The 26,365-nt window shown below is 71.0% G+C and carries 25 protein-coding genes, 2 tRNA genes, 1 other RNA gene and 3 pseudogenes; 9 read left to right on the top strand and 22 right to left on the bottom strand.

The features are described 5' to 3' along the window. Window positions 1-2: 2 nt before the first annotated feature. From B1L07_04300 to B1L07_04270, 7 genes are all read right to left on the bottom strand, one after another. Window positions 3-242 carry an acyl carrier protein gene (locus B1L07_04300; protein ID AUZ54457.1) on the bottom strand — a complete coding sequence of 80 codons (240 nt, stop codon included), beginning with the start codon at window positions 240-242 and terminating at the stop codon, window positions 3-5. Window positions 243-390: 148 nt separating this feature from the next. Continuing rightward, window positions 391-1,134: a 3-oxoacyl-ACP reductase gene (gene fabG / locus B1L07_04295; protein AUZ54456.1), complete on the bottom strand. Its 744-nt coding sequence runs from the start codon at window positions 1,132-1,134 to the stop codon at window positions 391-393. 76 nt (window positions 1,135-1,210) lie between these two features. After that, window positions 1,211-2,155 (bottom strand): [acyl-carrier-protein] S-malonyltransferase, encoded by a 945-nt coding sequence (locus B1L07_04290; GenBank protein ID AUZ54455.1) that lies wholly within the window; start codon window positions 2,153-2,155, stop codon window positions 1,211-1,213. A 95-nt stretch (window positions 2,156-2,250) separates the two neighbouring features. Further along, window positions 2,251-3,033, bottom strand: a complete 783-nt coding sequence (locus B1L07_04285) for a serine/threonine protein phosphatase (GenBank protein AUZ54454.1) — start codon at window positions 3,031-3,033, stop codon at window positions 2,251-2,253. 72 nt (window positions 3,034-3,105) lie between these two features. Continuing rightward, window positions 3,106-4,071: a 3-oxoacyl-ACP synthase gene (locus tag B1L07_04280; protein ID AUZ54453.1), complete on the bottom strand. Its 966-nt coding sequence runs from the start codon at window positions 4,069-4,071 to the stop codon at window positions 3,106-3,108. A gap of 90 nt (window positions 4,072-4,161) precedes the next feature. Further along, window positions 4,162-4,356 carry a 50S ribosomal protein L32 gene (locus tag B1L07_04275; GenBank protein ID AUZ54452.1) on the bottom strand — a complete coding sequence of 65 codons (195 nt, stop codon included), beginning with the start codon at window positions 4,354-4,356 and terminating at the stop codon, window positions 4,162-4,164. A 106-nt stretch (window positions 4,357-4,462) separates the two neighbouring features. Next, the gene (locus B1L07_04270; GenBank protein ID AUZ54451.1) at window positions 4,463-4,972 is read right to left on the bottom strand and encodes a hypothetical protein; all 510 of its coding nucleotides are present in this window, start codon (window positions 4,970-4,972) and stop codon (window positions 4,463-4,465) included. A 113-nt stretch (window positions 4,973-5,085) separates the two neighbouring features. On the opposite strand from B1L07_04270, the gene B1L07_04265 reads away from it, so the two are divergent. Then, the gene (locus B1L07_04265) at window positions 5,086-5,658 is read left to right on the top strand and encodes a septum formation inhibitor Maf (GenBank protein AUZ54450.1); all 573 of its coding nucleotides are present in this window, start codon (window positions 5,086-5,088) and stop codon (window positions 5,656-5,658) included. Window positions 5,659-5,665: 7 nt separating this feature from the next. Here B1L07_04265 and B1L07_04260 read toward each other — a convergent pair. The 3 genes and pseudogenes from B1L07_04260 to B1L07_04250 all read right to left on the bottom strand — a co-directional run bounded on the left by B1L07_04260 (window position 5,666) and on the right by B1L07_04250 (window position 10,377). Continuing rightward, window positions 5,666-7,266 (bottom strand): annotated as a pseudogene (locus tag B1L07_04260) (hypothetical protein). Window positions 7,267-7,517: 251 nt separating this feature from the next. Then, window positions 7,518-8,462 (bottom strand): glycosyl transferase, encoded by a 945-nt coding sequence (locus tag B1L07_04255; GenBank protein ID AUZ54449.1) that lies wholly within the window; start codon window positions 8,460-8,462, stop codon window positions 7,518-7,520. Between the two features lie 67 nt (window positions 8,463-8,529). Next, on the bottom strand, window positions 8,530-10,377 hold the full coding sequence (locus B1L07_04250) for a hypothetical protein (GenBank protein AUZ54448.1): 1,848 nt from the start codon (window positions 10,375-10,377) through the stop codon (window positions 8,530-8,532). Window positions 10,378-10,417: 40 nt separating this feature from the next. Between B1L07_04250 and B1L07_04245 the strand changes: the two genes are divergently transcribed. The 4 genes and pseudogenes from B1L07_04245 (at window position 10,418) to B1L07_04230 (ending at window position 14,892) form a co-directional block, all read left to right on the top strand. Then, window positions 10,418-11,368, top strand: a complete 951-nt coding sequence (locus tag B1L07_04245) for an ATPase (protein ID AUZ54447.1) — start codon at window positions 10,418-10,420, stop codon at window positions 11,366-11,368. 1 nt (window position 11,369) lies between these two features. Beyond that, window positions 11,370-12,326, top strand: coding sequence for a hypothetical protein (locus B1L07_04240; protein AUZ54446.1), 957 nt, complete (start codon window positions 11,370-11,372; stop codon window positions 12,324-12,326). Between the two features lie 33 nt (window positions 12,327-12,359). Continuing rightward, window positions 12,360-14,368: pseudogene (locus B1L07_04235) on the top strand (hypothetical protein). Further along, window positions 14,365-14,892, top strand: coding sequence for a hypothetical protein (locus tag B1L07_04230; protein AUZ54445.1), 528 nt, complete (start codon window positions 14,365-14,367; stop codon window positions 14,890-14,892). Before B1L07_04235 ends, B1L07_04230 begins: the two are co-directional and overlap by 4 nt. Window positions 14,893-14,958: 66 nt before the next feature. Here the strand turns inward: B1L07_04230 and B1L07_04225 are convergent, their stop codons facing one another. The 5 genes from B1L07_04225 to B1L07_04205 form a co-directional block, all read right to left on the bottom strand. Beyond that, on the bottom strand, window positions 14,959-16,266 hold the full coding sequence (locus tag B1L07_04225) for a hypothetical protein (protein AUZ54444.1): 1,308 nt from the start codon (window positions 16,264-16,266) through the stop codon (window positions 14,959-14,961). A gap of 23 nt (window positions 16,267-16,289) precedes the next feature. Further along, entirely contained in the window at window positions 16,290-16,640 is a 351-nt protein-coding gene (locus B1L07_04220; protein AUZ54443.1) for a histidine triad nucleotide-binding protein, read from the bottom strand. A 51-nt stretch (window positions 16,641-16,691) separates the two neighbouring features. Further along, window positions 16,692-17,291: a recombination protein RecR gene (locus B1L07_04215; GenBank protein ID AUZ54442.1), complete on the bottom strand. Its 600-nt coding sequence runs from the start codon at window positions 17,289-17,291 to the stop codon at window positions 16,692-16,694. 93 nt (window positions 17,292-17,384) lie between these two features. Continuing rightward, entirely contained in the window at window positions 17,385-17,705 is a 321-nt protein-coding gene (locus tag B1L07_04210) for a YbaB/EbfC family nucleoid-associated protein (protein AUZ54441.1), read from the bottom strand. A gap of 6 nt (window positions 17,706-17,711) precedes the next feature. Then, a complete protein-coding gene (locus B1L07_04205; protein ID AUZ54440.1) occupies window positions 17,712-19,631 on the bottom strand; it encodes a DNA polymerase III subunit gamma/tau in 1,920 nt (639 codons plus the stop codon). 331 nt (window positions 19,632-19,962) lie between these two features. Between B1L07_04205 and B1L07_04200 the strand changes: the two genes are divergently transcribed. Beyond that, window positions 19,963-20,055 (top strand) — tRNA-Ser (locus tag B1L07_04200). Window positions 20,056-20,129: 74 nt separating this feature from the next. Next, window positions 20,130-20,226: signal recognition particle sRNA small type (gene ffs, locus B1L07_04195), an RNA gene on the top strand. A 127-nt stretch (window positions 20,227-20,353) separates the two neighbouring features. Here the strand turns inward: ffs and B1L07_04190 are convergent. Together B1L07_04190 and B1L07_04185 are read right to left on the bottom strand one after the other, a co-directional pair. After that, the gene (locus B1L07_04190; GenBank protein AUZ54439.1) at window positions 20,354-21,118 is read right to left on the bottom strand and encodes an MBL fold metallo-hydrolase; all 765 of its coding nucleotides are present in this window, start codon (window positions 21,116-21,118) and stop codon (window positions 20,354-20,356) included. Then, complete coding sequence (locus B1L07_04185; protein AUZ54438.1) at window positions 21,118-21,867, bottom strand: 3-deoxy-D-manno-octulosonic acid kinase; 750 nt, start codon at window positions 21,865-21,867, stop codon at window positions 21,118-21,120. The genes B1L07_04190 and B1L07_04185 overlap by 1 nt, the downstream gene beginning before the upstream one ends. Before the next feature lie 42 nt (window positions 21,868-21,909). On the opposite strand from B1L07_04185, the pseudogene B1L07_04180 reads away from it, so the two are divergent. Next, window positions 21,910-22,934, top strand: a pseudogene (locus tag B1L07_04180) (ADP-heptose--LPS heptosyltransferase). 21 nt (window positions 22,935-22,955) lie between these two features. Here the strand turns inward: B1L07_04180 and B1L07_04175 are convergent. Both B1L07_04175 and B1L07_04170 read right to left on the bottom strand, forming a co-directional pair. After that, on the bottom strand, window positions 22,956-23,354 hold the full coding sequence (locus B1L07_04175) for a hypothetical protein (GenBank protein ID AUZ54437.1): 399 nt from the start codon (window positions 23,352-23,354) through the stop codon (window positions 22,956-22,958). Window positions 23,355-23,453: 99 nt separating this feature from the next. Continuing rightward, window positions 23,454-23,544 (bottom strand) — tRNA-Ser (locus B1L07_04170). Between the two features lie 212 nt (window positions 23,545-23,756). Between B1L07_04170 and B1L07_04165 the strand changes: the two genes are divergently transcribed. Then, entirely contained in the window at window positions 23,757-24,461 is a 705-nt protein-coding gene (locus tag B1L07_04165; GenBank protein AUZ54436.1) for a protein phosphatase, read from the top strand. Window positions 24,462-24,498: 37 nt separating this feature from the next. On the opposite strand, the gene B1L07_04160 is transcribed toward B1L07_04165, so the two are convergent. Genes B1L07_04160 through B1L07_04150 form a run of 3 tightly spaced genes read right to left on the bottom strand, consistent with a single transcriptional unit; the run spans window position 24,499 to window position 26,360 of the window. After that, window positions 24,499-25,224 carry a DNA polymerase III subunit epsilon gene (locus B1L07_04160; protein AUZ54435.1) on the bottom strand — a complete coding sequence of 242 codons (726 nt, stop codon included), beginning with the start codon at window positions 25,222-25,224 and terminating at the stop codon, window positions 24,499-24,501. Between the two features lie 8 nt (window positions 25,225-25,232). Further along, window positions 25,233-25,685: a ribonuclease HI gene (locus B1L07_04155; GenBank protein AUZ54434.1), complete on the bottom strand. Its 453-nt coding sequence runs from the start codon at window positions 25,683-25,685 to the stop codon at window positions 25,233-25,235. Window positions 25,686-25,706: 21 nt separating this feature from the next. Further along, on the bottom strand, window positions 25,707-26,360 hold the full coding sequence (locus B1L07_04150) for a hypothetical protein (GenBank protein AUZ54433.1): 654 nt from the start codon (window positions 26,358-26,360) through the stop codon (window positions 25,707-25,709). Window positions 26,361-26,365 lie beyond the last annotated feature (5 nt).

Here is a 26,365-nt window from a genome sequence, read left to right as displayed (position 1 = left end):
CATCAGGCCTTGACGTGGGCCTTGATGTAATCGATGGCGGCCTGCACGGTGCTGATCTTCTCGGCTTCTTCGTCCGGGATCTCGCACTCGAACTCTTCTTCCAGCGCCATCACCAGTTCGACGGTGTCCAGCGAGTCAGCGCCCAGGTCATCGACGAACGATGCGCTGTTGGTGACTTCCTCTTCCTTGACGCCAAGCTGTTCGACGACGATTTTCTTGACGCGTTCTTCGATGGTGCTCATTGGATATCGCTCCAGATGGAGTAGTGGTTCAAAAGGCGCCATCGGAAGCGATGGCCGTGGGATAGTGTAGTGGAAAGCGCCGGAGCCTTGCATTCTGGCAAAATGCCACGGCGATCAACCACTTGGGCGCATTCCATGCGCCGCACGCTTACGGCATGTACATGCCGCCGTTCACGTGGAGGGTTTCGCCGGTGATGTAGCTGGCGGACGGGCCGGCCAGGAACGCCACCGCACGGGCGATGTCCGCCGGCTCGCCGAGGCGGCCCAGCGCGATCTGGCCGAGCATCGCGGTCTTGGCGTCCTCGGGCAGGTCCTTGGTCATGTCGGTATCGATGAAGCCCGGCGCGACCACGTTCACGGTCACCCCGCGGCTGCCGATTTCCTTGGCCAGCGACTTGGAGAACGCGATGATGCCGGCCTTGGCCGCGGCGTAGTTGGCCTGGCCGGCATTGCCGGTCACGCCGATCACCGAGGCGATGTTGATGATGCGGCCCTTGCGCGCCTTCATCATGCCGCGCATCACCGCCTTGGAGGTGCGGTACACGCTGGTCAGGTTGGTGTCCAGGATCGCCTGCCAGTCCTCGTCCTTCATCCGCATCAGCAGGTTGTCGCGGGTGATGCCGGCGTTGTTGACCAGGATGCTGATGGCGCCGAATTCCTTGCCGACCGCATCGATCAGCGCGTCGACCGCGCCGGGCTCGGTGACGTTCAGCGCGCGGCCGTGGCCGCCCTGCGCGGCCAGGCGCGCGCCGATCGCGGCGGCGCCGGATTCGGTGGTGGCGGTGCCGATGACGGTGGCGCCCTGCGCGGCCAGTTCGTCGGCGATGGCCGCGCCGATGCCACGGCTGGCGCCGGTGACGAGCGCGATTTCACCCTGCAATGGCTTGCTCATGCGGTTTCCTCTTGGTGCGCCGCAGGTTGCGGCTGCAGGTCGGGGCCGGGCGCGGACGCCGGCCGTATCGTAGGGGTCAGGCGGCCCACTCTTCCAGCGCGCCGGCGAAATCGGCCGGGGTGGCGAGCGAACGGCCATCGATGCTCTTGTCGATGCGCTTGACCAGGCCGGTCAGCACCTTGCCCGGGCCGCATTCGGCCACGCGGGTCACGCCGCGCGCGGCCAGCGCCTGCACGCAACCGGTCCACTGCACCGGCAGGTAGAGCTGGCGCACCAGCGCGTCGCGGATGGCGTCCACGCCCGCATGGGCCTGGGCATCGACGTTCTGCACCACCGGCAGCGACGGCGTGCGCCAGTCCAGCCCGGCCATGGCCACGGCCAGGCGGTTGGCGGCCTCGCGCATCAGCGGCGTGTGCGAAGGCACGCTCACGGCCAGCTTGACCGCCTTGCGCACGCCCTTTTCCGCCAGCAACGCCAGCGCGCGGTCGACCGCGGCGGCGTCGCCGCCGATCACGATCTGGCCCGGGGAATTGAAATTGGCCGGCACCACCACCTGGCTGCCGCTGGCCTGTTCGCAGATTTCCTGCACCAGCGCGTCCTCGGCGCCGAGCACCGCGGCCATGGCGCCGACGCCGGTTGGCGCGGCCTCCTGCATCAGCTGGCCGCGCAGCCGCACCAGGTGCGCGCCATCGCGCAGCGACAGCGCGCCGGCCGCGACCAGCGCGGTGTACTCGCCCAGGCTGTGCCCGGCCAGCACGGCCGGCGAGGCGCCGTTGTTCGCCCCCCACAGCCGCCACACCGCGATGCCCGCGGCCAGCAGCGCCGGCTGGGTGTACTCGGTGCGGTTGAGCTGCTCTTCCGGGCCGCCCTGCGACAGCGCCCACAGATCCACGCCGGCGCCTTCGGAGGCTTCGGCGAAGGTATCGCGGACCTGCGGGTGCAGTTCGGCCAGTTCGGCCAGCATGCCCAGCGACTGGGAGCCCTGGCCGGGGAATACGAAAGCGAGTCGGGAGTCAGTCACGCGGTCATCTGCTGCATGAATCGAAGCGGCGCATCATAAGCGTGAATGCCCCCGCCCGTCTGTACTGGCGCGTATGCAGCCCGCTGGCGGCCGGCTCAGGTCAACAGCGCCAGCAGGTCCAGTTCGCCGTCGGCAAGCCAGTCCAGCGACAGCGCCGCCAGTGCAACGCAGCCAAAGGTGGTGGCCGCATGCACGACCAGGATGGCGTGCGCCAGCGCCCGTCCCGACCTGCCCGCGCGCCGCAGCACGCGGGCCAGCCGCCGCAGCCGGCCGGTAACGTCGTGGGCATGGGCGACCACCGGCCGCTCCGCCGTTTCCATGGCACCGGCCAGCAGCGCCTTGAGCGCCTGCGGGCGGTCCTCGTAGTACCGGGCCACACCGTAGCCGAACATCAGCCAGTCGCGCGCCTGCGCCTGCTCCAGGTCCATGACCTCCAGCGGATCTTCCTCGAAATCGATAAAGCCCACGCGGTTGCCGTCCCAGGTCATGTTGCGCGGCAGCGGCTGGCCGAAATAGGCGCCGCCGCGGTGGGCCTCGGCGATGGCGGCGACGGCGGCCGCCACCAGGCGGTCGCGCGCGGCGGCGTCGGCTTCGCGCAGGCAGGCGTTGAACGAGGCCCCGGTATGCTCCAGCACCAGCGCGGCGCGACCGTGGCCGATGACCTCGGGGACATTGACGCCCTGCGCCTTGAGCTCGACCAGGCGCCGGGCCTCGACGGCGCGCGCCTGCGCGCCGCCACGGTGCGGCGGCGGCCGCAGCGCATCGAGCTGGAAACGACGGGCAACGAAATTCAGCAGCCCCAGGGCCACTGCCCGGCTGCCTTCACCATAATGCTTGAGCCATGCGCGCTGCCCTTCGATGAGAATGGGTTCAGCCATGACGGTACCTCCCGGAAACGGCGGCCCGTGGGGCCGCACCGGGAGCCTCATGCTCCCGGCCAATCCGGCATATCAATAGCGCAGCAGCGCCGAACCCCAGGTGAAGCCGCCGCCGAAGGCTTCCAGCAGCAGCAGCTGGCCGCGCGCGACCTTGCCGGAGCGGATCGCGTGGTCCAGCGCCAGCGGCACCGAGCCGGCCGAGGTATTGCCATGCTTGTCCACGGTCACCACCACCTGGTCCATCGACATCTCCAGGCGCTTGGCCGTGGCTTCGATGATGCGCAGGTTGGCCTGGTGCGGGATCAGCCAGTCCAGGTCGGACTTGTCCAGGCCGTTGGCCTGCAGGGTTTCGTCGACCACCGAGTCCAGCGCCTTGACGGCGTACTTGAACACGTCGTTGCCCTTCATCGTCAGCTTGCCGGGCTTGTCCAGGCCGGTCGACACGCCGGCCGGGTGCCACAGCAGTTCCTTCTTGCTGCCATCGGCATGCAGGTGGGTGCTGAGGATGCCGGTTTCCTCGTCGGCCTTGAGCACGACGGCACCGGCACCATCGCCGAACAGCACGCAGGTGGTGCGGTCGTTCCAGTCGACGATGCGGGTCAGGGTTTCCGCGCCGATCACCAGCACATGCCGGGCATCGCCACTGCGGATGAATTTGTCGGCCACGCTCAGGGCGAACAGGAAGCCCGAACATGCCGCGTTGACGTCGAACGCCGCCGCGCCGGCCGCGCCGAGGCGCGCCTGGATCAGGCAGGCGGTGGACGGGAAGATCAGGTCCGGCGTGGTGGTGCCCACGACGATCATGTCCAGCTGCGACGGCTCGATGCCGGCCGCTTCCAGCGCGCGCAGCGCGGCGTTGTAGCCGAGGTCGCCCGTGGTCTGTCCGTCGGCGGCGACGTGCCGCTCGCGGATACCAGTTCGCGACTGGATCCACTCGTCACTGGTGTCGACGATCTTGGCCAGATCATCATTGGTCAACACCTTCTCGGGCAAATAACTACCGGTGCCCGCGATCCTCGAGTAGATCCGCTTGCTCATGCTGGTTCCTGTTGCGCGGGTCCGCCGTGCGGCGGGCCCGGAAGAAATCGGTGCGGGGGCCGCCACCTCGCGGTGGCGGCCCGACGCGGATCAATCTTCTTCGACGACCGAGGTCTTGGTCGTGATCACCTTCTTGCCGCGATAGAAACCGTCAGCGGTGATGTGGTGACGCAGGTGCACTTCGCCGGTGGTCGGGTCGGTGGACAGCTGCTTGGCGCTCAGCGAGTCGTGCGAACGGCGCTGGCCGCGGCGGGACGGGGTAACACGGGATTTCTGCACAGCCATGGGATTGCTCCAAACTCGGTTCGTTCGTTTCGTCGTTGCAGTGCGCGTGATGCGAGCATCCGGCACTGGTTTTGCTTTCGCCGCAGCCGCCGACGACAACCGGCTGCTATTGTTTCTTCAGCGCCGCCAACGCCGCGAACGGATTGGCCTTGCCCAGTTCCTCGGTGGTCGCGGAGAAGTCGCGCTCGACCGCTTCGCTTCCCGGCGCCACCGGCACCACCGGCACCGCCATCACCAGCTCGTCTTCCACCAGGTCCAGCGGCCGCAGGTTGCCGTCTTCCGGCACCAGCAGCGCTTCGTAATCCGGCGGAAGCGCCTGTTCCTCGTCCTCGTCGCGTACCAGGCCCAGACGCTGCACCAGGTGCACCGGCAACAGGAAACGCTGCATGCTGCGCTGGCACACCAGCGGCAGCGCGGCATCGATGGTCAGCTCGACATAGGCGACCCGCAGGATCTCGTCGCGGCCGAATTCCAGCGCATAACTGCACTCTCCCTCGGCATCGGCGACCAGCCCCTGCAGGCGTGCCAGTGCGGACAACGACACCCGGCCTTCGAAGCGCCTGCGCGCTGCGACCATCCGCCAAGCATCCAGCAATTCGGGCACGTTCGCGGACATAAGCAGCAGAATGTTAAGGACAGGCCTGCCGGCTGTCAAATCCATCGTGCCGGCATTGCCACCACGGCGGCCGCGCCGCAGACTCGGCGCCGCTTTCACCCCGGTATTGTCGCATGCCTGCCCTGATCCTCGCCTCCACTTCCCGCTACCGGGCCGACCTGCTGTCGCGGCTGCGGCTCCCGTTCAGCTGCGTGGCGCCGGCGGTGGACGAGACCCCGCTGGCGGCCGAACCGCCGCGGCAACTGGCCACCCGGCTCGCGCGGACGAAAGCCGCCGCGGTGGCCGCCGCGCACCCCGGCGCGTGGGTCATCGGCTCGGACCAGGTCGCGGAACTGGACGGTGCGCCGCTCGGCAAGCCGGGCACCGGCGAAGCCGCCCGCGCGCAGCTGGCCGCGATGTCCGGCCGCCAGGTGCTGTTCCATACCGCGGTCTGCGTGAGTGATGGCGAGCGCCACCTGCAGGCGGTCGACCTGACCCGGGTCGACTTCCGCACCCTGCACGCGGACGAGATCGAACGCTATGTCGACGCGGAGCTGCCGCTGGATTGTGCCGGCAGCTTCAAGTGCGAGGGGCTGGGCATCACCCTGTTCGAGGCCATCCATTCGCAGGACCCGACCGCACTGGTCGGCCTGCCGCTGATCGGCCTGTCCAGGCTGCTGCGCGAAGCCGGCCTGGCGCTGCCCTGAACCCGTCTCAGCGCGCCAGCCCGACCCGGCACCACTGGTACGGGTAACGGCCCTGGCCGATGCGGCTGTCCAGGGTCACGCACGATCCTTCATCCAGCAGCAGCCCGTAGCCGGCCAGTTGCTGGCGTGCCTGGCTACGTGCCTGTACCGAGGCATCCACCGGTTCCTGGCTGGCGCCGCGACGCGGCCCGAGGCGGCACTGCCCCGGGTCGGGCACCTCCACCTCCGCGCGCAATCCCGCGCCTTGCCGGCCAGCCAGCGCAGGCGGTCGCAGCCACGCCCCGCGGTCAGGCCGAAAACCTGCGCCCAGCGGTTCAGGCGTGCCCAGCGCGCCCCATCCTGGCGCTGCGCGGCAGGAAGCATCGCGAAGCGCTGTTCCCGCGCCTCCACCATGGCGGCCAGTCGTGCGCGGTAGGCGGCAGACTCGGGGAAATTGGTCGCCACTCCCACATAGCGCGCCTGGCCGGGCAACCACGGCACGCGCCAGGCCTGCGGATCGCCGCCCACCAGCAGCACCACGCTGCGCTCCGGCGCCGGCATCGGCGGCGCCTCCACGCTGAAGCCCTGGCGCGCCCAACGTTCGTGCCCCCACGTGTTCCAGCCCAGCAGCGAGGCCACTGCCACGACGCCGATGGCCCAGCCGCCCACCCTGGCCGCGCGCCCACCCGGCAGCAGGCGCTGGCACAGGAACCACAGCACCAGCGGCGCCAGCAGTTCCAGCACGACCAGGTAGCGGTGGATGCTGAACAGGCCTTGCCAGAGTGCGTAGCCGATGCCGAAGAACACCAGCACGCCCCGCATCGCCGGTGCGAACGCCGGTGGCGCCAGGGTCCCGCGCGCGAAGCGGCGCAACAGCAGCGCCAGGGTCGCCAGGTACAGCAACGGCCAGACCAGCTGCAGCAGCCGGATTTCGCTCACCCGCAGCGGATCGACCGCGAACTGCAGTGGCCAGGTCAGGTGTTCCCAGGCGCCGCGCGGCAGCCAGCGCACATCGGCCACCGATATCGGCGCGGCCAGCGGCCCCTGGAACAGCGCGTTGAACTGCGGGAACAGCGGGTTGCCGAATGCCTGCCAGACCCGCAGGTACCACCCGCCGGCCAGTGCCGCGGCCACCACCAGCGCAGCCAGGGTCAGCACGCCCGCGCCGGCCAGCCGGCGCCACCATGCGCCGCCCGCGCACACCGCCGCCACCCCCAGCGCCACGGCGTAGATGGCGTTGGTCAGCTTGAGCGCCACGGCGATGCCGAGCACCGCGCCCGCCACCGTCCAGGCCAGCAGCTCGGCGCGGCGCGCGCCGTCGGCCTGGCGGCGTTGCGCCAGCAGCACCATGTACAGCGCCGCGGTCACGAACAGCGCGGTGGTGTTGTCGGCCATGCTGCCGCCGAACTCGGACAGGAAGGCGCTGGTACACAGCCCCGCCACTGCCAGCAGCGGCGCCAGCCGGGCCCGTCGCGGCTGCCCGCGCAGCGCGAGCCAGGCGATACCGGCCACCGGCAGGAACACCAGGCCATGCAGCGCCCCCAGCACGAACCCCGCCAGCGGTGCCGGCAACCGCGCCATCAGCAGGTAATGGAACACATCCAGCAACGGGCTGAAGTAACTCTGCATCTGCGCGGGCGCCAGGTCCTGCAGCAGCCGGCCATGCAGCAACGCATAGCCGTTGTAGAGGTGATAGTTGCGCAGGTCCCAGTTGGCGTCCTGCCCCAGCAGCAGCGAGACGATGCCGCCGGCCAGCATGATCGCCGCGGTGGCGCGGACCACGTTGCCGGGCGTATCGAAGGCGAACCAGCGTTCCAGCACGGCGGCGAGGCGGCGCAGCGGTGCGCGGATCCGTCGCGCGCCAGACACGCGGACGGCGCTCATTGCCCGTCCCCGCCGGCCCGCGCCGGCGCCGCTACAGCCAGGTAGGCCATGTGCTTGGCTTCGATGCGGCCACGGGTCACCGTGTCCAGGATCAGCCCGCAGGCCAGCAGCAGGAAACCCATCAGCGCCAGCGCCGCGCACAGGACAGCGGTCGGGAAGCGCGGCACCAGCCCGGTCTCCAGGTACGTCACCAGCAGCGGCACCGCCAGTACCACCGAGAGCACCATGCTGGCGATGCCGCCGATGGAGAAGAACAACAGCGGCCGCTCGCTCTTGAACAGCTTGGCGATGGTGCGCAGGATCCGCCAGCCGTCGCGCCAGGTGCTGAGCTTGCTCTCCGAGCCCTCCGGGCGCACGCCGTAGGCGGTATCCACCTCGGCCACCGGCATCCGCAACTGCAGCGCATGCACGGCCAGCTCCGTTTCGATCTCGAAGCCACGCGCATGGGCCGCGAACGAGCGCACGTAGCGCCGCGAGAACACCCGGTAACCGGACAGCATGTCGTCGAAACTGTTGCCGAACAGGATGCCCGCGCAGCGGGTCAGCAGCACGTTGCCGATGCGATGGCCCGGGCGATACGCCGCTTTTTCCTGGTCACGGCGCGCGCCCACCACCATGTCCAGGCCGTCGTCGAGCAGCCGCCGCACCAGCCGTGGCGCGGCCGCCGCTTCGTAGGTGTCGTCGCCATCGACGAGCACGTAGACATCGGCATCGATGTCCGCGAATCCACGCCGCACCACGTTGCCCTTGCCCTGCAGCGGCACCTCGATCACCCGCGCACCCGCCGCCCGCGCCACCCCGGCGGTGCCGTCGCGGGAGTTGTTGTCCAGCACGATGATGTCCGCCCCGGGCAGGTGGCGGGCGAAATCGCCGACCACTTTGGCGACGGTGGCTGCCTCGTTGTAACAGGGCACGAGGACGGCGATGCGGGTTCTATCCATGACTATCGGTACCAGCGACAAGGAACAGGCAAACGGGGGTGGCAGCGGAAGCGGCCGCGAGAACAGGTCAGCGCGCGACCTGGAAGGGCTGCTCCCACCAGTCCTCGACGCTGCCGTCGGTGCCGTGCAGGCGCAGGCCGAGCCAGTGGCGGCCGGGCGGCAGCGCGCGGACATCCAGGCGCGCGCGGAAGCCGACGCGGGGATGATGGGGATCGGTGGAGATCTTCCAGAAGCCGGTCACGTCGTTTTCCAGCCCGTAATCAGCCCGCGCCGCGACCTCGCCGTCGACCAGTATCTCCACCGCCGCCAGGCCCACGCCATCCTTGAAGGCCCAGCCGGACACCTCCAGCGCGTCGCGCGCCTGCGCCCCGGGCAGCGGCGCATCGACCCAGGCCATCGCCGGGGTGACGCAGGGGCCGGACGGCTTCGTCGCGGGCAGCCGGAACAGCAGGAAGCGCTGGTAGCCATGATCGGTTGACACGACCCGCGGCGGCGGCAGCGGCCCCACCAGGGCGCACACCTGGTGGTAGCGCGCCAGCAGGTCGCGGTAGCGCTGGTCACCGGGCGCCAGCACCAGCAGCCGCGGGCCGCTGCGGTGCTCTTCCCCGATCAGCCCCCACAGCGCCAGCTGCGCGGTACGCCCGTGCTTGTCGTTGAGCGGATGCGGCAACACGTGGATGGACGCGTCATCGCGGAGGAATCCCAGCTCGGCACCGACCTTGAAGCTGCCGGCCAGCACCCGGGTGCCTTCCGGCATGGCCGCCAGCTCCTCGCGCACCGCGTCGGCCAGCGGCTGCCAGCCGGCGAAATTGCGTGGGTAGAACTTGTTGCCGGCAAGCTGCGCGCGCAGTGCCGGCGAGGCCGCGGTCAGGTAGTAGCCGAACGCACAGGCCGCGCCCAGCAGCACCAGCGCCCAGGCGAGCCGGCGCCAGCCGCGGCGCCAGCGGCCCAGGACCAGCGGCACCACCACCAGCAGGGCGAAATAGCCCGGCAGCGGCCAGTGGAAGCTGATGCGCTCGACGTCGGTGAAGAACCCGAGCAGGAAGATCGCGAGCGTGGAAACGCCGCCGACCAGCGCGAAATAGCGCCATTGCACGCGGTGCTGGTGGCCGGCGGGCTGCGGGCGCAGGCCGGAGACGCACGCCTGCCACAGCGCGACGCACAGCAGCGGCGTCACCAGCAGCGGCTGGATGACCAGGAACCACAGCCCACTGGCCTGGAAGGCCCACGGGTGGCGCTCGACCAGCTGGAACTTCAGGCCGGCATCCTGGTTGTCCATGTTCCAGGACAGCAGCGGCAGCCAGGCGACGATGCCGACCGTCAGCGCCATCCACACCCGCGCGTCGCGCAGCGTGCGCCGGCCCTCCGGCAACAGCAGCAGCGCGATGAAGCCGACCGCGATCACCCCGATGAAGCGATAGTGGCTCAACGCGCCCAGCACCAGGCCGGCGGCCAGCATCAGCGCACCGCCGGCATCGACGCTGCGCAGCAGGCGGGCGCCGGCCGCCAGGCACAGCAGGGCCGCGAACGCCATGGGCACGTCCGGCACCGCGAGGATGCCGAGCGTCGCCGAAAGCGGCATCAACAGCGTCAGCGACCCGGCCTGCCAGCCCACCCGCGCACCGAACCAGCGCGTCGATACCCGCACCACCATCCACGGCAGCAGCGCCCCCATCAGCAGGAATGGCAGGCGGATGCCGAACGCATGGTGGCCGGCCAGTTCGCCGCCGAGCCGGGTCATCCAGGCGGTCAGCCCCGGCAGGTCCGAGTAGGCGGCCGCCAGGTGCCGCCCCTCCTGCCAGTAGAACGCCTCGTCGACGAACAATGGCAGGCGCGCCGCCACGATCGCCTTCAGCACCGTGACCGTCACCCAAAGTACGACGAACGCATTGCGCGCACGCTGACCCACCTGCATTGGCGCTTAAACTCCCTTCGACCCCTGATCCGAGACGACCATGGCTCCGTTGCCGTCACCAAGAATGCTAACCGATGTCGCCTTCCAGGCCCTGCAGCAGGCGCAGCAGCAGGTCAACGCGCTGCTGCTGGGCAAGACCGCCGAGGTCAGGCTGGCGTTCGTCGCGCTGCTGTCCGGCGGCCACCTGCTGATCGAGGACCTGCCCGGACTGGGCAAGACCACCCTCGCCCACGCCATGGCATCGACCCTGGGCCTGCAGTTCCAGCGCGTGCAGTTCACCTCCGACCTGCTGCCCGCCGACGTGCTGGGAGTGTCCATCTACGAGGCGGAGAGCCGCGGCTTCCGGTTCCATCCGGGGCCGGTGTTCAGCAACGTGCTGCTGGCCGACGAGATCAACCGCGCGCCGCCGCGCACGCAGAGCGCGCTGCTGGAGGCGATGGCCGAGCAGCAGGTGACCATCGACGGCACCACGCATGCGCTGCCCGATCCGTTCTTCGTGATCGCCACGCAGAACCCGGTGGACATGTCCGGCACGTTCCCGCTGCCGGACTCGCAGCTGGACCGGTTCCTGCTGCGGCTCACCCTCGGCTATCCCGATGCCGGGGCCGAGCGTGCCCTGCTGGCCGGCGCCAGCCGCCGCGACATGATCGCGCAGACGCTGCCCAGCCTTGCCGAACAGGACATCCGCGACCTGCGCCTGGCGGTCGAGCAGGTACATGCCAGCGATGCGCTGGTCGACTACGTGCAGCGCCTGCTGGCGCGCAGCCGGCAGCAGCCCGGGGTTCGTGTGGGACTGTCGCCGCGCGCCGGCATCGCCCTGCTGCGCGCGTCCAGGGCGCATGCGCTGCTGGCCGGCCGCGACCATGTGCTGCCCGATGACGTGCAGGCGCTGTTCGTCGCCGTGGCCGGACACCGGCTGGTCGCCGAGGCGGAGGCGTCCTCCGGCACCGCGCTGGCCAGCACCATCCTGCACGGCGTGCAGGTCGACTGAGATGCGGGCCTGGTTGCACGCCCGCCTGCAGGCCCTGCAGCGGCTCGCACGCCCGCGCCGGCCCGAGCCGCTGCCGGTCACGCTCGACCGCCACCGCATCTACGTGCTGCCGACCGGCTTCGGACTGTTCCTGGCCGCGCTGCTGGCGGTGATGCTGCTGGGCGCCCTGAACTACAACAACAATCCGGCGCTGCTGCTGGCACTGCTGCTTGCGGCCACTGCGCTGGCCAGCGCGCTGCAGGCGCACCTGCAGTTGGCCGGGCTGCGCGTGGACGCGGTCTCGGCCGAGCCGGTGGCGGCCGGGCAGCCGCTGCGGCTGCGGCTGGCACTGGCCCGCGACGACCGCCGCCCGCGCCGCGGACTGCGGGCATCCAGCGGCGCGGCCTTCGCCTTCGCGGATCTTGCCGGCAGCGATCGCACGGAAGTCGACCTGTGGTTGCCCACCGCGCGCCGCGGCTGGCTGCAGTTGCAGCGGATCCAGCTCGCCACTACCCAGCCGCTGGGGCTGGTCCGTGCCTGGAGCTGGATCTGGCCGGCGCCACCAGTGCTGGTCTACCCCGCCCCGGAACACCCCGCGCCGCCGCTGCCCGACAGCGGCGACGCCTCCACCCGCACCCGCCCGCATCCGCTCGGCGACGAATTGCAGCAGTTGCGGCCTTATCGCCAGGGTGATGCGCGCCGTGCGATCGCCTGGAAACATTCCGCCCGCCGCGACACCCTGCTGGTGCGCGAGTACGAACGCCCGGCCGGCACCGAACTGCTGCTGGACTGGCAAGCGCTCGGCCCGCTGCCGTACGAACGCCGCATCGCGCGCCTGGCGCGCTGGGTGGACGATGCCGAACGCGAAGGCCGCCGCTACCGCCTGCTGTTGCCTGGCCAGCCCCCGCTGGGGCCGGCCACCGGCGACGCCCACCGCCACCAGTGCCTGCGTGCGCTGGCACTGATGCCCGACGCATGAACAAGCCGACGGACCGCCGCTTTCCACGACAACATGGCGCGCACGCCGGCGCGCGCGCAGGTGTGCCATGACCGGGCGCGCCCGTTTGCCCCCTTGAACCCGACCGCGCGCAACGCGGCACTGCTGACCACCGCGCTGGCCCTGCTGCCGCTGCTGCTGCAGTTGCCGGGCGTGCTGGCCGCGGTGTTCGCCGGCACCGCGCTGCTGGTGGCGCTGCTGGCCTGGCGCCGCCCGCTGCCGCTGCCGCTGCGCCTGTTGCTGGTCGCCACCATGCTGCTCGCGATCTACTGGCAGATGGGCGCATCGCCGGGGCGCGACACCGGTTGCGCGCTGCTGGCGGCGATGCTGGCGATCAAGTCCAGCGAACTGCGCAGCCTGCGTGACGCACGCAGCCTGCTGGGCTTCGCGCTGTTCGCGCCGTTTGCCGCCTTCCTGCTCGACCAGGGCCCGACCACCCTGCTGCTGTCGCTGGCGGCGGTCGCCAGCGCCCTGCTCGGGCTGCAACACCTGGCCGACGCCGAGACCGGGGCGGCGGCACAGCCGACCATGCTGCAGTTGCGGACCGTCGGCCGGCTGCTGGCGGTCGCGCTGCCGCTGGCACTGGCCGGGTTCTGGCTGTTGCCGCGGCTGCCGACACCGCTGTGGGGCATCCCGAACGGGCGGTGGCGCGCCCGGGGCTGTCGGACACCATGGCGCCCGGGCAATGGCTGGACCTGATGGCCGACGACAGCCCCGCACTGCGCGCGCAGTTCATTGGCGCCGCGCCCCCGCCCGAACAGCGGTACTGGCGGGGCCCGGTGCTCACCCGCTTCGACGGGCGCACCTGGACGCGGCTGGAAAGCCAGCGCCGGCGCCCGCCACCACCGGTTGCCGGCGCCGCCCCGCAGTGGGACTACCAGATCGAGTACGAAGCCACCGAACGGCGCGAACTGGTGGCGCTGGACCTGCCGCTGGCCGCACCCGAGGAAACCTGGCTGGACGCCGACTACACCCTGGTGAGCACCCGGCCGCTGGCCACGCTGACCCGCTGGCACCTGCGTTCGGCGGCGCCGGTGCGCTTCCAGCAGGTGCTGCCGCCGGAGCTGCGCGCGCAGGCGCTGCAACTGCCGCGCGGCTTCAATCCACGCACGCTGGCGCTGGCCCGGCAGTGGCGCCTGGAGGCCGGCAATGACGACGCCGCCATCGTCCGCCGCGCGATGCAGTGGATCCGCCGCGACTTCAGCTACACCCTGAGCACGCCGCTGCCCGGCCGCCACGGCGCCGACGAGTTCCTGTTCGACTGGCAAGCGGGCTTCTGCGAGCACTTCAGTTCCGCCTTCGTGGTGCTGATGCGTGGCGCCGGCATCCCCGCGCGGGTCGTCACCGGCTACGCCGGCGGCACCCGCAACCGCTACGGCGACTACTGGCTGGTACGCAGGATGGACGCGCACGCCTGGGCCGAGGTGTGGCTGCCACAGCGCGGCTGGACCCGCGTCGACCCGACCGCGGCGGTCGCCCCGGAGCGTATCCGCGACACCCTGGAGGACCGCCTGGCGCGCGGCGACTCCGCCGGCGGCGGACTGGACATGGGAACGCGCTGGCTGCAGCTCGCGCAGGCCGGCGATTGGCTGCGCCGCAGCTGGAACGGCCTGGTGCTGTCCTTCGACGCGCGCCGCCAGCAGCGGCTGCTCAGCCCGTTCGGCATCGAGCGACTGGAACCGGCGCAGCTGGTCGGGCTGCTCGCCGCCTTCGCGCTTGTCGCCGTCGCCGCCATGGCCTGGCTGCTGGCGCGCGGCGAACGCGAGCGCGATCCGCTGCTGCGCGCCTGGCGCCGGCTGGACCGCCGCTACACCCGCCTCGGCCTCGGCCGGCAGGCGCACGAAACCGCCGGCGCCTGGGCCGCACGCGTGGACGCCGTGCGGCCCGGCAGCGGGCTGGTACTGCTCAGCCAGCGTTTCAGCGATGCGCGCTACGCTGGCGCCTCGTCGGACCTGGCTTCATTATTGCGTGACCTGCACAGGCACCGCCCCCAACCCGGATTACCGACCGGAGCACGAACATGAAGACCCGCATCCTCATTGCCATCGCCGCCAGCCTGACCCTGGCCGCCTGTGCCACCGCGCCCAAGCCGCTGCAGGGACAGTTCAGCACGGTGTCCCCGCGTGACAGCGTCGCGCAGAAGCAGACCGGCACGCCGGTGCGCTGGGGTGGCCGCATCATCGAGACCATTCCCGGCCAGGGCGAAACCTGTTTCCAAATGATCGCCCGTCCGCTCAACGGCAATGGCCGCCCGAGCACCACCTCCGCCGACGCCAGCGATGGCCGCTTCCTCGCCTGCCGCGCCGGCTTCTACGACCCGGCGGTGTTCGAGCCCGGCCGCGACGTGACCTTCATCGGCCGCATCGACGGCTACCAGACCACCAAGATCGGCGAATACGACTACCCACTGCCGAAGATCGCCGCCGACGTGGTGTATCTGTGGCCGGTGCAGCGCGAAGTCGAAGTAGTGCCGGCCTACCCGTACGGTCCGTGGGGACCGGCCTGGGGCCCCGGCTGGGGCTGGGGTTGGCGCGGCGGCTGGTGGTAAGCCCGGCGTCCGCAGCACACTGCAAACGCCGCCTTCGGGCGGCGTTTCCCGTTGTGGCCGCAGGGCTCACTCCAGCCTGCGGAGCGTCCAGTCGCCGTGGCGGGCACCGGGCTGCAGCGCCCAGCCCGGCGCCAGCGTCAGCACCCAGCCCTCGCCTTCCCAGCCAGCCGCCGTCTGCCGCACCCCGGCGTGGGCCACCGACAGCCGCTTCCAGTCGGTGGACAACAGCCCATCGCCGCGCACCTCCAGCACGCCCCAGGCGGCCGCGGCGCGGATCACGCCATACACCGAACCCTGCGGCGGCAACGGCGTCACCCGGTTCGGATCGAAACTGAAACTGGCACCGTTGACCGGCACGGCCAGCACCGGGCCGTCGACCAGGCGCGCGCGCAGGGCAGCCACCACGCCGGCCTGGTGCCGCGCGCGGGCCTGCTCGGCGGCCGCCACCTCGGCCAGGCCATGGCGCGCGCCCGCACGCCGGAAGGCGGCATCGCCGGCATCGGCCTGCATGCCCAGCGCGGCCGCGAGCAGCCCTGGCAGGCCGTCCTGCCGGTTCCAGCGACTGCGCCAGCCCGGCGCGGCACCGTCCAGCAGGACACCGTAGGCCGGGCCGGTGTAGTAAGCGAAGGAGCGGGCATAGGCCGTCACCGCGTCGCCACGGCGCAGATGCGCGGCGAGCCGGGCCTGCAGCGCGTCGTCCTGCGCGAGGATGCGCCCGGTGTACTCGGCGATGCCCTCGTGGCGCTCCATCGCATCCTCGGCGGCAGCCGCCTGCGGGAACCGCGCGTGGCGCCAGGCGCGGAAGGTCATCGCGTCGGCAATGGCCTGCCGCTGCTGCTCCGCGCTGGTTGCCTCCAGCGCCGCCGCCAGCGCACGCAGCTCCAGCCGCAGCGCCGTGCGTCCCTGCTCGGTCTCCAGCTGCTCCTGGTCGGCGTGGGTCGCGGCCAGCCCGATTCCGGCCTGGATGCGGTGCCAGGCCTCGTGCATGAGCAGGATCGAGCGGGCCGCCGGGTCTTCGGGCAGCGGCAGCATCAACATGGTCCAGGTGCGCCCGTTCCAGCCCACGGCGGTATTGGCGACCGGGACGTTGTCGGGCAGGCGGCCACGGAACACCGGGCCGTCGCGTTCCAGTGCGGTATCGGCCCCGTCGATGCTGGCAACGAACTGGCGGCTGGCCGGATCGACCAGCAGCACCGGCCCGCACAGGCTCACCCCCCAGGCCTTGCCGTCATCGGCCGCGCACAACTGTTGCATGCGCTGGAAGACCGCGCCCGCCGCCGATGCGTCCGGCAGCGCCTGCGCGGACGCCACCGATGGCAGCGCCAGCAGCAACAGGCCGATGCACCGGCGGAGGCGACCGCGCACGGCCTGCATCGCCGGGTCCCGCGGATGCCGGCTCATGCCGCGCCGAAATGCCCCAGCGGCGCGCCGGCCAGCAGGTGCAGGTGGATATGGAACACCGTCTGCCCGGCATCCTCGCGGCAGTTCATGACGATGCGGTAGCCGTTCTGCGCGAAACCTTCCCGACGCGCGTACTCGGCGGCGGCCAGCGCCAGCTTGCCGACCAGGTGCGCCTGCGCCGGCTGCAGGTCGTCCAGGGTGGGGATGACCTCGTTCTTGGGAATGAACAGGACATGCACCGGCGCCTGCGGGGCGATGTCCTTGAAGCCCAGCACCTCGTCGTCTTCGTAGACGATGCTGGCGGGAATTTCGCGGCGGATGATCTTGCCGAAAATCGTATCGGTCATGCGGCGGCTCACTGGCGTTGAACGGCCTACAGCTTACCGCCCCGCCGTGGCCTATTCGCCGATTTCGCTGCGGCTGCCAAAGGCGTGCGAGAGCGTGCCGCGGTCCACGTATTCCAGCTCGCCGCCCAGTGGCAGGCCCTGCGCCAGCCGGCTCGGCCGCACCTTGTGGCGGCGCGCCAGCTGCGCCAGGTAATGCGCGGTGGCTTCGCCCTCGACGGTGGAATTGGTGGCGATGATCAGTTCGACCACTTCGCCCTGCGCCAGCCGCGCCTCCAACTGGTCCAGGCCGAGTTCGCGCGGGCCGATGCCGTCCAGCGGCGACAGCCGTCCCTGCAGCACGTAGTACAGGCCGCGGTAGCTGGTGGCGTGCTCGATGGCCAGGCGGTCGGCCGGCGACTCCACCACGCACAGCGTCTCCCGCTCGCGGCTGGCGCTGGCGCACAGCGGGCACACCTCGGCCTCGCTGAAATCGCGGCACTGCGCGCAGTGCCCGATCCGCTCGATCGCCTCGCCCAGCACCTGCGACAGCCGCAGGCCGCCATCGCGCGCGCGCTCGAGCACGTGGTAGGCCATGCGCTGCGCACTCTTCTGGCCGACGCCGGGCAGCACCCGGAAGGCCTCGATCAGTTGTTCCAGCAGCGGCAGGCTCATCGCATCGGGCTCATGGTCGAAACGAACGCGCGAAGCCCGGGGGCTTCGCGACGTGGGCAGTACGGGTGGCCGGGCGCGGCCGGCACAGCGTGATCAGAACGGCAGCTTCATCCCCGGCGGCAGCTTCATGCCGGCCGTGGCCGAGCCCATGCGCGCCTGCGACTCGGCATCGATCTTGTTGGAGGCGTCATTGAACGCCGCGGCGATCAGGTCCTCGACCATTTCCTGGTCGGACAGCACCGACGGATCGATGCGCACCTTGCGGCACTCCTTGCTGCCGGTCAGAGTCACGCTGACCATGCCGCCACCCGCACTGCCGGTGACTTCCAGCTTGGCCAGTTCTTCCTGGGCCTTCTGCAGGTTCTCCTGCATCTTCTGGGCCTGTTGCATCAGTTGGGCGATATTGCCGCGCATGGTTTCCTACTCTTCAAGGGGACGGATGGAATCGGGCACGACCCGGGCGCCCTGCGCGAGCAGGTGCTGCACCTGGGGGTCGGCCATGAAAACGGCCTCGGCCGCATTCTGTCGCTCGCCGCGCTGGCGGTCGGCGCGCTCGTGCAGGGTTTCGGCCGGCGCGTTGCCGGTCTCGATCACGATCTTCGGCGCGTTGCCCAGCGCCTGCGCCAGGGTCTGCGCCAGCGCGCCCAGCGAACGTTCGGACTGCAGGTATTCGAAGCCCGGCAGCAGCGCCAGCCGCAGCACGCCGTTGTGGTAACCGACGAACGCGGCGTTGGCGGCGAGCTCGCGCGAGGGCCCGGACAGGCCGCTGGTGGCGACCAGGTCCAGCCACTGTTCGGCGTTGTCCAGCGCGCGCGGCGGTTCGCCGGCCGCGGCCGTTGCCGGCGCCGCAGGGCGCGCGGCCGGCGCGATGGCGATGCCCTCGGCACGGAATGGCGACGGTGGCGCCTGGCGTGGCGCCGGCGGCATGGAGTCGGCCACCTCGTGGTGCGCCTGCGCCGCGGCGGTTTCCTCCATCCATGGCGGCAGGTCGTCGTCCGCGCGCGCCTGCACCGGGTTGGCGGCCGGCACCGGGGAAAGCGACGTCGCATCGGCCTGCGGCGCGCGCGCCGCCAGCGGCACGACGTCTTCGCGCTTCGGGGCCGCGTGGGCGGAAACGGGGTCGGCGACCGGCACAGCCGCCACCGGCTGCGCCGCCGGTGCAGCGACGGCAGCCGCGGTCACGGCAGGCGTGGAACCGCCAGCCGACGACGACACCGCCCCGGTGCCCGGACCTTCGCCTTCCGGCACCGCCGGCACCGCACCGGCCGGGCGGAACGCCAGCATGCGCAGCACGGTCATTTCGAAACCGGCGCGCGGGCTCGGCGCCAGGTGCAGGTCGCGGCGGCCGCCCAGTGCCATCTGGTACCACAGCTGCACCACCTCCGGGCGCAGCCGCGCGGCGAACGCCACCGCGTCGATGCCGTCACCGGGCACCGGCGCGCCCGGCACCAGCTGCTGTACCTGGATGCGATGCAGGGCTTCGGCCAGCGCGTCGAGCACGCCGCTCCAGTCCGGAGAGAAATCGGCCAGGGTCGCCACGACCTGCAGCAGGCGCGCGCCGTCGCCCGCCGCCAGCGCGTCGAGCATCGCCGCCACCTGGGTGCGGTCGACGGTACCGAGCATCGCCCGCACCACGTCGTCGCGCAGCGCGCCGCCGGCATAGGCGATGGCCTGGTCGAGCAGCGACAGGCCATCGCGCAGCGAACCGTCGGCGCCGCGCGCCAGCTGGGTGATCGCGCCATCCTCGAACTCGATCTGCTCGGCACCGAGGATGCGCGTCATCTGCCCGCGGATCTGCTCCTCGTCCAGGCGCTTGAGGTTGAACTGCAGGCAGCGCGACAGCACGGTGACCGGCAGCTTCTGCGGGTCGGTGGTGGCCAGCAGGAACTTCACGTGCTCCGGCGGTTCCTCCAGCGTCTTCAGCAGCGCGTTGAACGCCGCCTTGGACAGCATGTGCACTTCGTCGATCAGATAGACCTTGTACTTGCCGCGCGACGGCATGTACTGCGCGTTCTCGATCACCTCGCGCACGTCGTCCACGCCGGTGTTGGACGCGGCGTCGATCTCCAGCAGGTCGATGTAGCGGCCGGCGTCGATGTCCAGGCAGGCCGGGCACTGGCCGCACGGGTCGGCACTGGTGCCATGCTCGCAGTTCAGCGATTTGGCGAAGATGCGCGCGATGGTGGTCTTGCCGACGCCGCGGGTGCCGGTGAACAGGAAGGCATGGTGGACGCGGCCGCTGTCCAGCGCATTGCTCAACGCGCGGACCACGTGTTCCTGGCCCACCAGCTCGGCGAAACGCTTCGGGCGCCACTTGCGGGCGAGGACGAGATAGGACATCAGGCAACCGTCTTCATCTGAACCCACATTGTGCCACGCCCCCGCTCCGCCGGCCCGCCCCGGACAGGGACGCGGCGGCGGCCGCTGAATGGATGGGCCGCGCCCGGCGCCGGGACGCGCACAGGCCGCCAACGGCCGGGGAACAGCGCCGGTCGCCGGCGGCCCGCCCCGTGCCGGCATGATGGATCGGCCGCGGTGCCGCGGCACCGGCGCCACCCCGCCGGGCGCGCGCGATGGCCCGGCGCGCGCCGCCGCACATTCGACTTGTGGCCGCAGCGCCGGCCCTATAGAATCTGCGCCCCTGCAGCGCCTTCGGGAAGCGGCAGGTCACGGAGAGGTGTCCGAGTGGTTGAAGGAGCACGCCTGGAAAGTGTGTAAGCGTCTAAACCGCGCTTCGGGGGTTCGAATCCCCCTCTCTCCGCCAGATTCATGCGTCCGGTCTTGATCCGGAACAGTGAACCCGGGCCGCGCGATGCGCGGCCCGCGTCTATGGTGGCCCCGTCGGCCCCTCGCGACGCTAGGTCGAAAATCCCGCCAGGGCCGGAAGGCAGCAACGGTATCGATCGACGCGGGCGCCGAGGTCAGCCGGCGGGGCCGCCACCTTTTCCGGGCCCATGCACCCACCACGCCTGGTCACGGCTTGGGCACGCGCCGCCCGCCGCGTACAGCCCTACGACGCCAGATGACCGCTGCTCCAGATGCGACCGGCGCCGCTGCCGCGATCAGCCCTGGAACGGCAGCGCCCGCGGCGCGGTGGGTTCGGCCAGTGCCAGGCATTCGCCGGGATCGGCCACGCGGTGGCCGCGCGCGCGCAGCGCCTGGCCATCGGCCGCGCTGGCGTAGTGGTACAGCACCATGCGCGCCTGCAGTTCCGCCGGGTACTCGCGCTCCAGGTCATCCACGCCGGTATGCGACGGGTTGCCATGCAGGCCGCAGTCGTGGGCGACCAGTTCGCCGTCATCGGCATGGCGGGCCAGCATCTCCGGGATCGGCCGGGTATCGCCGGTCCAGACCAGCGCGCCCTGCAGGCGCAGGCCCCAGGCGGTCTCCGGCCAGTGATGGCGTACCGGGAACACCTCCAGGCGCATGCCGTCGTGCCAGAACGCCTCGCCGACCACCACCAGCTGGAACGCATCCCAGAAATTGGCACCGCCTTCGGCGAGCACGTTGGGGTAATCGCCGACGCGCCGGTGCAACAGCGGCACCAGCGGCGCCGGCACGTACAGCCGCACCCGCCCGCGTCGCCCCGGATTGAAGTACGCATCGACGAACAGCCGCTCGAAGCCGGCGACGTGGTCCAGGTGCACGTGGGTGACGAACAGCGCATCGGGCATCGCGCCATAGCGGGCCCGGTAGGCGGTCAGCCCTTCGCCGCCGCAGTCGATGGTCAACCACGGCCGGGCGTCGCGCTCGATCACCGCCATCGGCGAGCCGAGTTCCACCGCCGAGGCATTGCCGACCCCGAGGAAGCGCAGCGACCACTCCATCACACGCCCCGGTTCCAGGCCAGGTCGTAGGCGCGGCGCAGGCGCGCGAAGTCCTTTTCCACGTCCTCGCGGCTGCGCTCGCCGCGCAGCTTGAGCAGCGAGCGCAACAGGCGCTTGAGGTTGCGCTCGCGCCAGCGCGTGGCGGGAATGCGCAGCACGCCGCGGTCGAAATCGATCAGCCAGCCATGACCACCGGCATCGAACAGGATGTTGTGCGCGTTGAGGTCGGCGTGATCCAGCCCGGCGCGATGGAAGCGCGCGACCAGGCGCCCGGCTTCCTCCCAGGGCGCGCCACGCCCGGCCACCAGCGCGCGGTCGGCCAGCGAGCGCACGCCATCGAGCCGCTCCATCAGGATCGCCGCGCGGTAGCTGGCGCCCTGGCGCATGTAGAACGCCGCCAGCGGCCGCGGCACCGGCAGTTTCAGCGCGATCAGCTTCCGCATCAGGCGGAATTCGGCAAAGCTGCGGGTACGGTCGGCGCCCTGCCACAGGTAACGATCGCGGCTGAGCCGCGCGGCGACGCCGCCGCGCAGGTAGTGGCGCAGCACGCAGTGGCCGAACGCGGCATCCACGAACCATGCCCCACCGCGCCCGCCCTCGCCTACCGGCCGCGCCCGCCCACCCCAGTGCGCAGGCGAAAACAAGCTGGTTTCGGCTTGCCGCAGGTGTTGGCGGTCGAACAGAATGGCACCATAGCCGCGGCCTTCGCGGCAAGGCGTCAGCGCTTCAGTGGCGTCGAAAGCGACCATTCACCGCGAGTCTAACAACACCATGCCTCCAGCGTCCTCCCCCTGTGCCTCCTGCGGCTGTCCGCGCTCGGGACGTGACCCACGTGGTCCCGCTGGTAAGGACGCTGCAGCAGGCCCGGCCGGGGGTGGAACTGCACTGGGTGATCGACAAGGCCGGACACCGGTTGCTGGAGGGCCTGCCCGGCGTGGCGTTCCATGTCTACGACAAGAAATCCGGGCTGGCCGGCATGCGCGCGCTGCGGCGCGAGCTGCCCGCCACCGGTTTCGCCGCGCTGCTGCAGATGCAGGTCGCCTTCCGCGCCAACGTGCTGTCGGCCTTCATCCCCGCCCGGCGCCGCATCGGCTACGACCGCGCGCGCTCCAAGGACCTGCACGGGCTGTTCATCAACGAACGCATTCCCGACCGCCCCGGCATCCACGTGCTGGATGCGATCGGCAGCTTCTGCGAGCCGCTGGGGCTGAAGCAGACCGCGGTGAGCTGGGACCTGGCCACGCCCGCCGACGCACACGACTGGGCGCGCGCGCAGTGGGATGACGACGGCCGCCCGGTGCTGATGATCTCGCCCTGCTCCAGCCATGTGCGCCGCAACTGGCATGCCGACCGTTACGCGGCGCTTGGCGACCATGCCGCCGCGCGCGGCTGGCGGGTGGTGCTGTGCGGCGGCCGCAGCGAGCTGGAACGGCATACCGCCGACGCGATCCTGGCGGCGATGCGCGCGCCGGCGCTGGATCTGGTCGGCCGCGACACCCTCAAGCAGCTGCCGGCGCTGCTGGCCCGCGCCAGGCTGCTGGTGACGCCAGATTCGGGCCCCATGCACATCGCCAACGCAGTCGGCACCAAGGTGCTGGGCCTGCATGCGGCCAGCAACCCGGCGCGCAGCGGCCCGTACTCGGACCGGCGCTACTGCGTGGACCGCTACGACGATGCGGCGCGGCGCTTCCTGCGCAGGCCCGCCGCCGAGTTGAAATGGGGCACGAAGATCGAGTTCGACGGGGTCATGGACCTGGTCACCGTGGACGATGCCATCGCCGCGTTCGAGCGCTACGTCGCCGACCACGCGGGCTGAGGCCCGCGGCGGCGCGCAGGTTCAGCGCGCGCGGTAGTCCGCGTAGGACTTCTCTTCCACGTACCCCGAACCCAGGGCCAGGTTGATCGCCTTCTTGATCCGCGCGCGCTCGTCGTTCTGGAAGTACACGCTGCGCGCCAGGTCGACGAACCCCGCGTCGAACGCCTGCGCCTTGTCCTTGAGCCGGATATCGTCCTCGATGTCCCACAGCCGCTCGTTGACCGCCTTCAGTTCGGCGCGCAGGCCCTGGATATCACGGCTCGCCGCCGGGTGCGCGCTCCAGGTGCGCTCCAGCGCGGCCAGTTCGTTGCGCACGTTCGCCAGCTTGCCCGCATCGCTCATGCGCTCGGACTTGATCTGCAGGATCGAGATCTTGTCGAGCAGTTCGCCGAAGGAGACGGGCACCAGGATTTCGGACATGACGGATACCGGGGAAGCGGGGGAAGCAGTGTAGCGGCCGGCGCCGCCGCGCTGGCGGCCGGAAACGAAAACGGCCCCGTTGGGGGCCGTTTCCAGATCTGGCGGGAAGGGGGGGATTCGAACCCCCGATACGCTATTAACGTATGCCTGATTTCGAGTCAGGTACATTCAACCACTCTGCCACCTTCCCGGTGGTTCCCGGCGTACCGGGCTGCGAATGATACGAGGCCTTGGCAGCGCGGACAAGCTGTTTTTTCATCATGTGCGGGTGAGGCTGCCCGCCGGGGCCCCGCCGCCGCGGTATCCGCTGCCCGGCCGGCGCGCGGGCGGCTCTTGCCGTGTACCGGTGCGGACGCGATGATGAAAAGCCTCTCCGCTGGAAACGGCCCGCCGCGGGCGCCCATGATCGAATTCGGACACCTCAGCCACGTCGGCCTGCGCCGCCAGCTCAACGAGGACACCTATTACGGTGACGGCGAACTGGGGTTGTGGCTGGTCGCCGACGGCATGGGCGGCCATGCCTGCGGCGAAGTCGCCAGCGCGCTGGCGCGCGAGGCCATCGTGCGCGAGGTGCGCGGCGGCACCCCGCTGCCGCAGGCGATCCGCATCGCCGACGAGGAAATCATCCGCGCCTCGCGGCGGCGCAACGACAGCCTGCCCATGGGCACCACCGTGGTCGCCGCGCGGGTGCAGGGCCACCGCTTCGAGGTCGCCTGGGTGGGCGACAGCCGCGCCTACCTGTGGCGGGACGGCAAGCTGGCCCAGCTGAGCCAGGACCACAGCTACGTGCAGGAACTGATCGCGCAGGGCTCGCTGACCGTCGAGCAGGCCCGCGCCCACCCGCACCGCAACGTGGTCACCCAGGCACTGGGCGTGACCGATCCGGCCCACCTCAATGTCGCCACCATGACCGGCGAACTGCGCCCGGGCATGCAGCTGCTGCTGTGCAGTGACGGCCTGACCGAGGAAGTGGACGACCGCAGCCTGGCGCAGGCCCTGGCGCAGGCCGACTGCAGCGCCCAGGAATGCGTGGACACGCTGGTGGCCGCGGCGCTGGATGGCGGCGGTTCGGACAACATCACCGCGCTGCTGGTCCGCTGCCACTGAGCAGCGCCCGCCAGCGCGCGGGCGTCGTCGCCCCGCGTTACGCGCCGGCCGCTTCCTCCGGCCTGGCGCCGTCCCACCAGGCATGCCCGGCCTTCTTGCGCAGGCGCTCCAGGCGCGCCTGGTGTGCCTGGAGCTCGGAGGCCGTGGCCACCACCACCGGACGCGGCAGCAGCGCCGTGGCATCGAAGGCCTGCAGCATGCCCGTCGCGCCGCGGACCTCGGACTCGGGCAGGCCGAAGCCGATCTCCTCCTGCCCCGAGGTCAATGCGATGTAGACGTCGGCCAGGATCTGCGCATCGAGCAGGCCGCCATGCAGGTGCCGGTGCGAATTGTCCACGCCCAGGCGCTTGCACAACGCGTCGAGCGAGTTGCGCTGGCCGGGGAAGCGCTCGCGCGCCATCGCCAGCGTATCGGTGACCGTCACCCGCTCGGCAAGCGGCCCCCTGCCCAGCAACGCCATCTCGTTCTCGAGGAAGCCCATGTCGAAGGCGGCGTTGTGGATGATCAGCTCGGCGCCGTCGACATAGGCCAGGAACTCGTCCACGACCTCCTCGAAGCGCGGCTTGTCGGCCAGGAACTCCAGGCTCAGGCCGGTGACTTCCTGGGCGCCGGCCTCGAACTCGCAGTCGGGCTTGAGGTAACGATGGAAATTGTTGCCGCTGGGCCGGCGCTCGAGCAGTTCGACGCAGCCGATCTCGACCACGCGGTTGCCCTTCTTCCACTCCAGTCCGGTGGTTTCGGTATCAAGGACGATCTGGCGCATGGCCCACCTCAGTTGCTTGCGGCGCCATCGCGCACGCGGATTGCGGCATCGCGGGCCAGCTGGTCCACGCGTTCGTTGTCCGGATCGCCATTGTGGCCCTTCACCCAGCGCCATTCGATCTGGTGGCGCTGGGTGGCCGCGTGCAGGCGTTCCCACAGGTCGCGGTTCTTCACCGGGTCGCCGCCGGCGGTCTTCCAGTGCCGCCGCACCCAGCCCGGCATCCATTCGGTGATGCCCTGGCGCACGTACTGCGAATCGGTCTGCAGCATGATGGCGCACGGCTCGGTGAGCGCCTCCAGCCCGGCGATGGCGGCCATCAGCTCCATCCGGTTGTTGGTGGTATGGGCCTCGCCACCGGACAGCTCGCGCTCATGCGCCTTGTAACGCAGCAGCGCCGCCCAGCCACCCGGGCCCGGATTGCCGAGGCAGGCACCGTCGGTATGTATCTCGATTGATTTCATGTCTTTCCGTTGTATGAAGCGTCAGGTCGCCACCGGCCCGCCCCAGCCCACCGGGCGGGCGGCTTCGGGGCCGATGAAGGCCGCCGCACGCTTCTCGAATTCCAGCACGCAGACCGCCCGCAACGCTGGCAACGCCTTGCCGGCGGCCGGCCCGGCCTCGTTCCACAGCGGCCCGAAATGGCGCACCGAGCGGATCCGCAGCCCCTCGCGCCGCAGCCGCGACTGGCAACGCGTGGCCGACGGCGGGCGGGCGCCCTGCCATTGCCAGCGGGCGCGGTAGGGGCTGTAGCGGTTGAGCAGGGTCATCCACAGCCGGCCGCCGGGCATCAGCACCCGCGCGCATTCGGCCAACAGCGGCTCCAGGTCCACCGCGGCCACATGCTGCAGGATGATCGCGTTGACCGCTTCGGAGGGCAGCGGCAACGGCAGGGCGCAGGACACATCGCCGCGCCAGCCGTGCCCATCGGCGGTCCGGTGCAGGCGCACCCCGCGCCCGATCGGCGCCTCCGCCGGCAGCCAGGTCGCGCAGGGCGCCAGCCACAGCCACGGCTGCGCGGGAAACCCGCTGACCTGCTCGAGCAGATGGCGCTGTTCGGCGGCCCGCATCGCCGCCGCTCCAGCCTTCTCAAACCAGGCCGAGACTGCAGCTTGACGGGGGAACGGGGCGGCAGGCATGGTCC

The organism is Stenotrophomonas acidaminiphila (assembly GCA_002951995.1).
Taxonomy (GTDB): Bacteria; Pseudomonadota; Gammaproteobacteria; order Xanthomonadales; family Xanthomonadaceae; genus Stenotrophomonas; species Stenotrophomonas acidaminiphila_A.
This window is presented reverse-complemented; position numbering and strand designations above follow the sequence as displayed.